This is a genomic window from Pseudoalteromonas sp. SCSIO 43210 (assembly GCF_054133285.1).
The window spans coordinates 1,945,529-1,957,185 of the sequence record NZ_CP087225.1; the positions used below are offsets into that span (position 1 = coordinate 1,945,529).

The following is an 11,657-nucleotide window of genomic DNA, read 5'->3' on the forward strand; positions in this document are numbered from 1 at the left end:
TAATTAGATTTTTAGCTATTAAAAAGAGTATTTAACAGAAAATTGTAAACGGTCTAAATCACCATCAACGCCGCTTTCAGTTTCTCGCTCAGCATGCTTTAGTTCAGCGCCAAATGTTAAGCGTTTAACGGGTGAGTATAAGATATTTGCGCTGTAGCTTTGGCTTGATTCTGTAGGATCACCAGAGATAGCGAGTAAATCGGTATTGTTATCAGCAGAGAAGAAAGAGTATAAGAACGTTGAACGCCACTGACTGTTCCATTTATGCTGGAAAGCTACAAAACCTGATGTAGAATCAATAGCATCAAGATCATCACCATCAAGAACAGCGCCATGTGCTACGTTTAAGCCTACATAACGGCCTAAACCTTGCCCTTGGGTAAGCATAAATTTAAGGTTGTCTTCACCTAACTTAACCATACCTGATGCGCTAATGCCAAATGATGTTTCATCAGCGTCAATTTCACCGGCTTTATAAGTAAGTTGACGTGCAAGTGCTGCAACAACGATGTTACCCCAATCAGCTTTGTGCGTATAACGTGCTGTAAAATCAGGTAGTGATGCATCATCAGTGGCAACACGTGTGCCGCCCGCTGTCGTAATTGTACTTTCTGGATTTTCTAATGAAAAAGACCATGCGCCAGTTGTGTATTTAATTTGAGATTGACGAACAAACACAGTGCCTTCAGCTGGGCCTACAAAGTCGAGTGTTTCTGCAAGAGCACCTACGTTTTGAAAGTTTGACCAAGTTTGACCAAATAACCAACCGTCATAAGTGATGAATGCATGTCTAATGCGTGGTGCGTATGAATTTGAAACGCGCTCGTTTCCACCGGCTGCAGACGCTAAAAAGTCAATTTCAATTTTAGTTTTTACCGTTTTACCGTTATCTAATAACGTGGCTGTACCAAAATTAAAACGAGATTGACGTGCATGCATATCAAAAACTGCATCAGAGCTATTATCATCGCCAACTGTAAGTGTACTTGGTACGTAAAAATCACGACCAACACTTGTGCCTGCTGGTGCACCGGCTGAATAATCACTCCACATAGAGTCAAGTTTAATGTATCCGCCGTAAGTAAATTCGGTATCACCAACCTTTGCAACAGTTGCTGCGTATGTTGTGCTTGAAAGCGCGCAAAGAACAGCACTTGCTGCGAGTGTTTTTAATGGAGTAAATTTCATTTTGGTGTCCTTTATAGGCTACTTGTTTATTACTTTTTATTCATTTATTTTGTATTACTTGCTAAAGGTATTACTTACGAATAAAAAGTGCTTTTTTGCGTGACTTGTCATTACTAATACACATTCTATTTTTATTTGTTAAATAATAGATTAGTTAAGTTTTAGCAAAATTGTTTTATTATTGTACGGCAACACTGTTAAATATGTACGAGATATACTCAATTACCTATTGGTCTATAAGACTAAGGTTTAAGGCATGAGTAGTTTGTATTTACTTACATTTAACATCTTGTATTATTTATGTAAAATAATTAAACCAAGCCAATTATAAACTACAACTGAAGAATTTAAAGGTGTGTACAACTAAGGTCTAATACTTAATAAAGCACTGCTGAGTAATCCTTGATAAGAGCCCAAGGCAAGTAATTTTAATGGAGACTAAGATGTCACAAAGTATCTATCCAGTTCCTGCGCACATTAAAGACGCAACACTCATTGATAAAAATAAATATAATACGCTTTATAAGCAATCTATTGACGATCCAGAAAGTTTTTGGGATGAGCACGGCAAACGCCTCGATTGGTCTACTCCTTACACTAAAGTTAAAAACACCTCATTTGATAAAGGCCATATCAGCATTAAATGGTATGAAGATGGCTACCTTAACGCTTCTTATAACTGTATTGACCGCCACTTAAAAACGAAAGCAGACAAAATTGCGCTTATTTGGGAAGGTGATGATCCTTCTCAAAGTGAGCACATTACTTATCAAAAACTTCATGACGAAGTGGCTAAATTTGCCAATGGTTTAAAAAAGTTAGGTGTTCAAAAAGGTGACCGTGTAGCTATTTATATGCCAATGACGCCTCAGGCCATTTACGCAATGCAAGCTTGTGCACGAATTGGTGCTATTCACTCAGTTGTATTTGGTGGCTTTTCACCATCAGCGATTGCCGACCGTATAAGGGATTCGGGCGCTAAAGTCGTTATTACTTCAGATGAAGGTCGACGTGCAGGTAATTGCGTACCATTAAAAGCAAACGTTGATGAAGCGGTAGCGCAAGATTCTGTAACCACAATTGAACACGTTATTGTGCACCAATTAACCGGTGGTGAAGTTGATTGGAATAAGCACGATATATGGTGGCACGAGCTAGTTGCTGACTTACCAGCACAGTGTGAGCCAGAACCAATGAATGCTGAAGATCCTTTGTTTATATTGTATACATCAGGTTCTACTGGTCAGCCTAAAGGTGTTGTGCATACCACCGGTGGTTACTTAGTTTACTCATCAATGACACATGAATACGTATTTGATTTAAAAGAAGATGATGTGTATTGGTGTAGTGCCGATGTAGGTTGGATCACAGGCCACAGTTACATAGCGTACGGGCCATTAGTAAACGGTTGTACTCAAGTTGTATTTGAAGGTGTACCTACCTATCCAACAGCTGGGCGTATGGGCGAAGTAGTTGATAAACACGGTGTGACTATTTTATATACCGCTCCTACAGCAATTAGAGCACTAATGGCCAAAGGTGATGAGCCAACAGCTTCGTCAAATCGCGATAGTTTACGTATTTTAGGTTCAGTAGGTGAGCCAATTAATCCAGAAGCGTGGACATGGTATTTCGAGAGTATTGGTAAATCTAATTGCCCGATTGTTGATACATGGTGGCAAACAGAAACCGGTGGCATAATGATCACACCACTTCCAGGCGCTACTGATACAAAACCAGGTTCTGCAACACATCCATTTTTTGGTATTGCGCCTGCATTATTTGATGCCGAAGGTAATACACTCGAAGGTGCTGTAGATGGTAATTTAGTTATTTTAGATAGCTGGCCATCGCAAGCGCGAACTGTTTATGGCGACCATGAACGTTTTGAACAAACTTATTTTAGCGCCTACCCAGGAGTGTACTTTACAGGCGATGGTTGTCGTCGTGATGAAGATGGTTATTACTGGATCACAGGTCGTGTGGACGATGTATTAAACGTATCGGGTCATCGCTTAGGCACTGCCGAAATTGAAAGTGCGCTTGTATCGCATGAAGCTGTAGCTGAAGCAGCTGTAGTGGGTTACCCGCATGATATTAAAGGCCAAGGTATTTATGTATATATTACGCCTAACGAAGGTGTAACTGTAAGCGATGAGTTAACCAAAGAGGTACGTAACTGGGTTCGTAAAGAGCTAAGCCCAATAGCATCTCCAGATATGATTCAATGGTCACCGGGTTTGCCAAAAACACGCTCAGGCAAGATTATGCGTCGTATTTTACGTAAAATCGCTGCAAATGAGCACCAACAACTCGGTGATACGTCAACGCTTGCGGATCCTTCAGTTGTCGATGAACTAATCGAGAACAGATTAAATCGTTAAATGTGCGTTAAAAACTTGATTACAAGTTGATTCTAAACGTAGTATATCGGCTGTCAGTAAGGGTTTTAAACCTAACTGGCAGCCGAATTTATTAGGAGTGAACCATGAGTCAGTTTTTAATAGCGGACGACCATCCGTTATTTCGTGAAGCACTAAAAGGCGCACTGAGCGCAAAATTTGAAGGTTTAGCCGTTTTTGAATCATCCGATTTTGACAGCACATTGCAAGTGTTAAGCGAGCAAGAGGATCTTGATATATTACTGCTAGACCTTCACATGCCAGGTAATGGTGATTTATATGGCCTTATTCGTATTCGAGAAGAATACCCAAGCTTACCTATAGCCGTTGTTTCGGGTAGTGAAGACGTGAATATCGTTTCAAAAGTAATGGGTTACGGCGCTATGGGTTTTATTCCTAAATCGTCATCGTCTGATGATATTGCCAGTGCAATTAACCAAATACTTGAAGGCGATACATGGCTACCAAAAGAGTTAAAAAACAAAGTAGCTGAAATTGAAGGTGAAGATAGAGAAATAGCAGCGCAAGTTGCCTCATTAACGCCCCAACAATACCGAGTGCTGCAATATCTGCACGAAGGTTTACTTAATAAGCAAATTGCTTATGAACTACACATATCAGAAGCGACAGTAAAAGCACACATTACAGCCATATTTAGAAAACTTGGTGTGTACAATCGTACCCAAGCCGTTTTAATTGCCGCTAAATTAAAGCTCGAACCAATAGAGCAGGCATAATTTACATTTAAAAAGTTATTAGCTTATTTATGAGCAAAAAAATGCCAGCAACAATGCTGGCATTTTTTATATGTAGAATAATTAAGCAGTTGGAATAATGCTAAGAAAACACCACGGTTTTATTACCATTAATAAATAGCTTATGTTCTGAGGCAAGTTGAAGTGCTTTACAAAACACAGTCTTTTCAACATCTTTGCCCATTTTAGCCATCATTTCAGCGGTATTCGCATGTGTAACGCTGGTTACATCTTGCAAAATAATAGGACCTTCATCAAGCTCATTATTAACAAAGTGAGCGGTAGCACCAATAATTTTTACGCCACGCTCAAATGCTTGATGATAAGGTTTAGCACCTATAAATGCTGGCAAAAATGAGTGATGAATATTAATTATTTTACCTTCAAATCGACCCACAAATTCAGGACTTAAAATACGCATGTATTTGGCAAGGCCAATAATGTCAGGGTTGTAGCTGGCAATTAAATCGCCTACCTTTTCATCATGCTCGCTACGGGTTAACCCTTCGTGCGATACAACATGAAATGGCACACCAAACCCTTTAGCTAGCGGCTCTAAATCAGCATAGTTAGCAATTACAGCGAGTACTTCAATATTAAGAGTTTGTTCAAATTGCTTTAACAGCATACCACCTAAACAATGAGCTTCTTTAGTTGCCAATAAAACTACTTTAGTTTTTGCGCCGCAATGTAGCGCAAGTTTAGCCCCATCTGGCAACAATGCGCGTAGTTGATCTAAAAAGTCGCTTTGTGGCTCGCCTGTAAGCTCTGTACGCATAAAAAATCGCTGCGCGTCTTTATCTACAAATTCGTTGTTACGCGTAATGTTTAAATTATTTTTATGGCAAAGCCCTGTGATTTTAGCTATTAAGCCTACATCATCAGCACATTGGGTGGTTAGTATATAGCTCATTGTCCTCATTCTTACCCTGTAATTAATCCTTTCATTATTTGTGTTTTGGCACATAAAGCAAGGGCTTTGTGAACTAATCCAATATTAATCATGTTGTTGAGTGCAAAAGAGGTAATAAAGTTAAAAAGTATTGAATAGAGGGTAAAAAAAATGCCACCTAAGTTACCAAGGTGGCATTAATAAAAATTATCTAGGTTTCAGGTTAATTAACTCTTGGGCTCGGGAGATAAGTTTTTTTCTTGTCTTAAATACCCGGCAGCTTCTTCATCATCTTTCGCTATCGCTTGCTGAGTAGGTATAGCGCGCGTTTGTTGGTTTAGTTGATGTATTTGTGACGCATTACCTAAATCGCGCTCACTGGTGATTGAAGCGATAGATTCGCGGTCTTTTAAGAACGCAATAACGTCTTTTTTGATTGCTTGCAATTGTCCTTCGTCTTTATGCATTTCCATAATATGGCGAGGATGCTCAAGGTTTTTCATACCTGTTGCAGCAAACGTAGTAGAAATAACACGAGAAACAATAATCCAAGGCGTTATGCTACTGCGTACTAAAGTATTTTCTGAGCGGGTGCTATCGTGAATACCAGTACCTGTTGATATTTTAGACTCAGTAAAGGTACCTTCGCATTTAAAGTACACAAGCAGTGATTCAAATTGCATTTCGGCAAAAAACAGATGAGCCGTGTTTGTTAGCAATTGTGCAAATGCTTTAATAAGTATACCTATTAGCAATAAGTGAAAGCTTGTCATTAATAGTTCACTAAATTGAATAACATGTTGGTTATTAAATGCTTGTTTAAAGCTATTGATATTTGCCGCATCAATGTAATGGTAAATATTAATAAACGAATACGCTAAAAACACAGTAAATGCTAACGCTACAATATAAAGTAAGTTACCGCTCACCAAAGCAAGTAATCTCGCGAGTGTAAAGTTTTTACCTAAGTCCATTGAGTGCAGTTTAGGCTGAATCTCTTGGATCATTTCACCTTTAAAACCGCCTTTACCTTCTATTTGTTCTTGAAGCTTAGGGTCTAATTCTCTGTAAACTCTGTTAGGTACTTCTTTATAGCGACGATTAGCCATTACTAGGTTATCGAGGTTTATGAAAATCTCGTCTGGATGAACAGACTCTTGCCAGTTTTCACGTAGTTCAGATACTTCAGCTGAAGGGGTAACTGAATTTAAACGCGCTTTGATCATGATAAAAGCAAGCGCACAGCTTAGAGTCGCTAATATAATAATTACAATTAAGTACATTCCAGCATGAAGACTAGGCAGTTGCTCAAGCCAGCTATCTATTTCTTGTTTACTAATACGTTGCTCTTTCATCAACCATGACATAGAAAGACCAATAGCGATGGGTAAAATAAAAGATAACGAAATAATTTTTGCAAGCGCACCAGTTCCAAGTGATTCAATATTCTTTTCTGCATTTCGAGAGATAGGTTTACCTGTAGAACGCCACGAAAAAAGCACGTAAAACATTAATATTGCACTATAAACCGGAAATGCTAATTCCCCAGCTTCACCGGTAAAGCCCGACAAAGACACAAATGCAACAAGGCCATAAGCAATAAGGGCGACAAAGGTGCTTACCCATGAGCCAAATAATCGCTGGGCAACATTACGAATAGGATATGGTAGAAACAATAACTTAGGGATTAAGCTGTGAAGTAAGCGTGATAAAAAACCATTAGGCTCTTTAAATGTACTGTTTTTACGACCAACCAGCATTTCTTCAAGTGATTGCGCTGTATAGGCTACTTCTTTTTGTTCTTCTTGAGCGGTTGATGCTTGCGATTTGCTGTAATTATAAGCAAGTGAAGTTGGGTGGTTTCTACCTACAAAGTATTTAAGTGTTGCATAAATACCTGCCGATAGTGAGCGAATGCCGAATGCTAAAATAAGCATGCCAAACACCATTAAAATCCAACCTGCGGTTGTATCTTCTTTCACAGAGCCTGCAGCAATAACAAGTAAACTAATACCAGCTATAGACTCAATGAGTCCTCTTAATGCTGTTACTTTACCTTCCAGTTTGAAGGGGTTTTTTAGTCCAAGATCAATCGATCCATAATCAAAAGCCATTGAATTCTCCATTTAAACAGCACCCCAATTGCAGGGGACAAAGTGTAATTAATCTGAACTTAGGATAATAAATCTACCTCAAGTAGCTATTTTTAGCGCTAGGTGCATTGAGTTTAATCGTAATAGACTTGTTGCTGGCGCGTAAGTTAGACCTACTTTACGAAAACCTAAATAGAATTATTAATATATATTAAGTATTTATAATTGTTGTTGGTTTTTTATTATATATCAATAATCTTGTTCAGTTTAAGGTTATTTTAAAGTGATACATTTTATATTTCGACACATGCTTAAATATAACTGGAGGGTTAGTGAAGCTAATTTATGTAGACGATAATTTACCAGGGATCACTCGTAAACTTAAACATAAAAGTTGGCTTTACTTTGATCCAATCGGTAAGCAAATAAAAGAGCAAAATGTGATTGATCGTTTGAATGGATTGGCGTTTCCGCCTGCCTATAAAAACGCCTGGTTTTGCTCAGAAGAAAACGGGCATATTTTAGCGACAGGATTTGATAGTAAGGGGCGAAAGCAATACCGCTACCATCCTGAATTTAGGGCACAGCAAGAAGCAAAAAAATACCAAGCATGTGGAGTATTTGGTAATAAACTCCCTTTGTTAAGAGCGCGTTTAGAAACAGACTTACAAGGCGATGAGCTTAATATTGAACGTACTTTAGCGGCAGTTGTAAGACTTATGGATTTAGGTGCGTTGAGGGTAGGTAACGAGCGTAACGTAAAGCAAAATAAAAGTTTTGGCGCTACAACACTACGCACACGCCATGCAAAACTCACGGGTAAAAATATTCAGCTAAAGTACCGTGCTAAATCAGGCAAGGAACGTGAAGTAAATATAACCGATAGGGTGCTTAGCCATGTAATAAAAGACTTACAAGATTTACCCGGGCAGCATTTATTTCAGTATATAAATGAAGGTGAGCGCACAAATGTTACATCAAGTGAAATAAATCAATACATTCAGCAAATAATGGGCGAGGAGTTTAGTGCAAAGCACTTTAGAACTTGGCGAGCAAGCGTTATTGCATTCAAACAATTAGCTAAAGCTAAAGGGGCGCTTACTTTAAAAAACATGCTTGATAGTGTCTCCCAGCAACTCGGTAATACTCCAGCTATAGCACGTAAATCGTATGTGCATCCCGATTTAATTACGCTGTGTAAAGAAGATGAAGATACTCAAACTGCGTGGAGGGAGTCCCTTTCATTACCACGAAAAACGAAGTACTTGAGTCGTTATGAACGTGGTTTTTTAGCTTTTTTAAACGATTAATTGCCATAGCAACTTTACACACTTGGGCATATTAATTACATATTCTCTAATTTTATTTATTAACGTTTAGAATAAGTTATTTTAAAAAGTCATTAAATTTCAATTGTTTAATTTAAAAGTTTAATTTGGCATTACCGTTGCACCTTCAAAGCACTACTTAGTGATAAGTACATAAGCATTTATCAACGATATTTAGCGAGGAGGTACACAGTGAAGGGGTCATTTTCAAATCAAGCGCTTACTAAAGCAAAGGGTATTACTTTAAAAACAGCATTGTTTATTGGCATGGGCGGCTTACGCTCAGCACCAACACTCGCTGCTAATGAGCTTGAAAGTGTGGTACTCGCTAACTCTTCACTAACTACTTACAACTCACAAAAGTACATGCAAGCTGATGACACCTACTACTTTGACCAATATTCAGCGCAGTTAATTGAACGTACAGAAAAAGCAATTAATTGGTATCAAGAAATAGTTAACAAAGGTGGTTTTACACACTTATATAACGACGAATTGCTTGAACTAGGCAGTAATAATAATCAGGTGAGCTTACTTGCACAGCGTTTATATCAAGAGCGTGACTTAAAAACTAATGTGTGCGACGAAGCTATATGCACGTTTGATAAAGATTTAGAGCAAGCTGTTAAGCAATTTCAAAGTCGCCATGGTTTAAAAGTTGATGGCCGAGTGGGTAAGCGTACTTTTGCATCGCTTAATGTGCCTGCACAGCAAAAACTCGATAAATTAAAACTTAACTTTTATAGAATAACTAACTTTGCAGGCGCAAGTGATGAGCAATATGTGTATGTAAATATTCCAGAATACAGCTTACGATTTGTAAAAGCGGGCGATGTAAAATTAAAAAACAACGTAATTGTAGGTAAACCAAGTTGGGAAACACCTGCATTTAGCGACGAAATAGAAAAGTTTGTAGTTAACCCTGAATGGCGTATACCCACCTCAATTGCCACTAAAGAAATTGCACCAAAGGTAGCCGAAGATCCTGACTACCTTGTAAAAAATAATATTGAAATTAGAAAAAACAGTTACCTAGATTCACAAACTGTTAATCCAAGCAACATTGATTGGGATTCTATTAAGCCGTACCAATTTGATCACTTTTTAGTAAAACGAGCAGGGAGCCAAAACCCTCTAGGGGAGGTTAAGTATTTATTCCCCAATCCCGAAGCAATTTATGTTCACGATACACCAGCAAAGCACCGTTTTAGCCAAGCAAACCGAGCCTTATCGCATGGTTGTATAAGAATAGAAAAGCCTTTTTCGTTAGCGCGTGAGATTATTAAGCACGAAGGAGAAGCGCAAACACTCAGTCATATCGATAGCGCTCGTGACCAAAATAATACTCAAACGTTTCATTTAGATGAGCCTCTTCCTATTCATTTAGTCTATTGGACTGCATGGGTTGATGAAAACAAACTGGTTAACTTTAGAGATGACATATATCAACGTGATAAAAAAGCACTTTTAAACAATAGTAAGCAGTCGGTAATTGCTGCTTTGTTAAAAAATAAATAATGAGAGGGTTTATGCAATTTATTCATTATATTTCTATCGCCATATTCACACTTATATTTAGTAATAGTGTATTTGCTGCCGCGCCTACAAAGCCTGCGCATCAGGTAGTTGATATAAAAAACAAAGCCAACTTTGAAGATGCAGAATTTAGCCTAAAAATTAACGATATAGTTATGCCATATTCGGTGTTTTCAGTATTTGTAATGCCCAAAGAGCAAGTTGAGTTTGAAGTGCTTTTTACGCAATCAAAAAATGCTTACACACTAATTAACACTCAAGGGAAATCTAAGCTTACAGATACCAACCGTTGGCAATGGCAAGCCCCCAAAGAGCCTGGTTTAACAACGGTAATTATTGAGTCGCCCGATAAAAAACAGCGTATGAAAATCAACGTATTTGTAAAAGTACCGGCGGACAATGTTGAAGGAGGAAAGCTCAAGTATTACCACATTGGGCACTATCCTAAACCTTCACAGATTAAAGACGTTTCACACTACATAGTGCCCGATGGCTTTGTTAAGGTAACGCCTGAAAATGAAAACGTAAAAATATCACCTCACTTTTCACTAAAAGAATTTGTTAGTAAGCAGCGAAGTAAGCACCCAAAGTATTTATTTTTACAAAATAAGTTGTTACTTAAACTAGAAAAAATACGCAAAGAACTGATTTTAGAAGGGATACCGGTTAGTAATATGGTGGTTATGAGCGGTTATAGAACTCCGTACTACAACAAATCAATCGGCAATGTAAAACTTAGTCGACATGTATTTGGTGATGCAGCCGATATTTTTATAGATAACGATGGCAACTACCGTATGGATGATATAAATAATGACGGTAAGCATTCAATGGGTGACGCTAAAGCTATGGCCGATATAGTGGAGTCGTTAGCTAGACGTGAATCATTTAAAGGTTTATTAGGTGGTTTAGGTATTTATGGGCCTAAGTCGCACAGAGGCGCATTTATACATGTTGATACGCGTGGCTTTAAAGCGCGTTGGGTGAGTAAATAGTTATATTAATAAATATATTAGCGCAATTACCACCTAGCATATTTAAAAAGTGCTGGTAAAACTCATATTACCAACACTTTTTGAGACAAGCTTATCAAAAGCTAATAGAATTAAGATAACAACGCCCATGTCATTAAGATGCTAAATGCGTACGATTCGCTAAAGTTAATTTGGCGAACATTAAAAATATCTGAAAATAAACGATTCCAAATTTCGTTAAATAACTTTGATAAAACTAACGCACTAGCGATCCATGTTGCTAAAAGTAATATCGTTTTTACAATCAAAGAGTCAATATACATATCTATAAGGGCATTTGACTCGTGTGTACTTCCTACTTTATAATTAGTTAATGCAAAGACAAAGCTTATAGCCCATAAGGCTATTGTGGCTAAGATATTAAAACGTGTTGTAATTCCTTTTTCCATTTAAATACTTCCTTTTCATTATTATGTTTAAGCTATAAGT

9 protein-coding genes are annotated in these 11,657 nt (G+C 37.9%); 5 read left to right on the plus strand and 4 right to left on the minus strand.

Annotated elements, in window-relative coordinates:
• Nucleotides 1-18: 18 nt before the first annotated feature.
• Entirely contained in the window at nucleotides 19-1,188 is a 1,170-nt protein-coding gene (locus tag LOS73_RS08355; protein WP_457934823.1) for a DcaP family trimeric outer membrane transporter, read from the minus strand.
• Nucleotides 1,189-1,631: 443 nt separating this feature from the next.
• On the opposite strand from LOS73_RS08355, the gene acs reads away from it, so the two are divergent.
• A complete protein-coding gene (gene acs, locus LOS73_RS08360; RefSeq protein ID WP_457934824.1) occupies nucleotides 1,632-3,572 on the plus strand; it encodes an acetate--CoA ligase in 1,941 nt (646 codons plus the stop codon).
• A gap of 104 nt (nucleotides 3,573-3,676) precedes the next feature.
• The gene (locus tag LOS73_RS08365; protein ID WP_007376082.1) at nucleotides 3,677-4,327 is read left to right on the plus strand and encodes a response regulator transcription factor; all 651 of its coding nucleotides are present in this window, start codon (nucleotides 3,677-3,679) and stop codon (nucleotides 4,325-4,327) included.
• A 100-nt stretch (nucleotides 4,328-4,427) separates the two neighbouring features.
• Here the strand turns inward: LOS73_RS08365 and purU are convergent, their stop codons facing one another.
• Together purU and LOS73_RS08375 are read right to left on the minus strand one after the other, a co-directional pair.
• Nucleotides 4,428-5,258: a formyltetrahydrofolate deformylase gene (gene purU / locus LOS73_RS08370; RefSeq protein WP_007376083.1), complete on the minus strand. Its 831-nt coding sequence runs from the start codon at nucleotides 5,256-5,258 to the stop codon at nucleotides 4,428-4,430.
• 206 nt (nucleotides 5,259-5,464) lie between these two features.
• Nucleotides 5,465-7,351, minus strand: a complete 1,887-nt coding sequence (locus LOS73_RS08375) for a hypothetical protein (protein ID WP_033028953.1) — start codon at nucleotides 7,349-7,351, stop codon at nucleotides 5,465-5,467.
• A gap of 311 nt (nucleotides 7,352-7,662) precedes the next feature.
• Between LOS73_RS08375 and LOS73_RS08380 the strand changes: the two genes are divergently transcribed.
• The 3 genes from LOS73_RS08380 (at nucleotide 7,663) to LOS73_RS08390 (ending at nucleotide 11,189) form a co-directional block, all read left to right on the plus strand.
• Complete coding sequence (locus tag LOS73_RS08380) at nucleotides 7,663-8,640, plus strand: DNA topoisomerase IB (protein ID WP_033028954.1); 978 nt, start codon at nucleotides 7,663-7,665, stop codon at nucleotides 8,638-8,640.
• Between the two features lie 210 nt (nucleotides 8,641-8,850).
• Nucleotides 8,851-10,176, plus strand: a complete 1,326-nt coding sequence (locus LOS73_RS08385) for a L,D-transpeptidase family protein (protein ID WP_033028955.1) — start codon at nucleotides 8,851-8,853, stop codon at nucleotides 10,174-10,176.
• An 11-nt stretch (nucleotides 10,177-10,187) separates the two neighbouring features.
• Nucleotides 10,188-11,189 (plus strand): D-Ala-D-Ala carboxypeptidase family metallohydrolase, encoded by a 1,002-nt coding sequence (locus LOS73_RS08390; RefSeq protein ID WP_033028971.1) that lies wholly within the window; start codon nucleotides 10,188-10,190, stop codon nucleotides 11,187-11,189.
• 110 nt (nucleotides 11,190-11,299) lie between these two features.
• Here LOS73_RS08390 and LOS73_RS08395 read toward each other — a convergent pair whose 3' ends face one another.
• Nucleotides 11,300-11,617 (minus strand): hypothetical protein, encoded by a 318-nt coding sequence (locus LOS73_RS08395; RefSeq protein ID WP_033028956.1) that lies wholly within the window; start codon nucleotides 11,615-11,617, stop codon nucleotides 11,300-11,302.
• Between the last annotated feature and the right edge of the window lie 40 nt (nucleotides 11,618-11,657).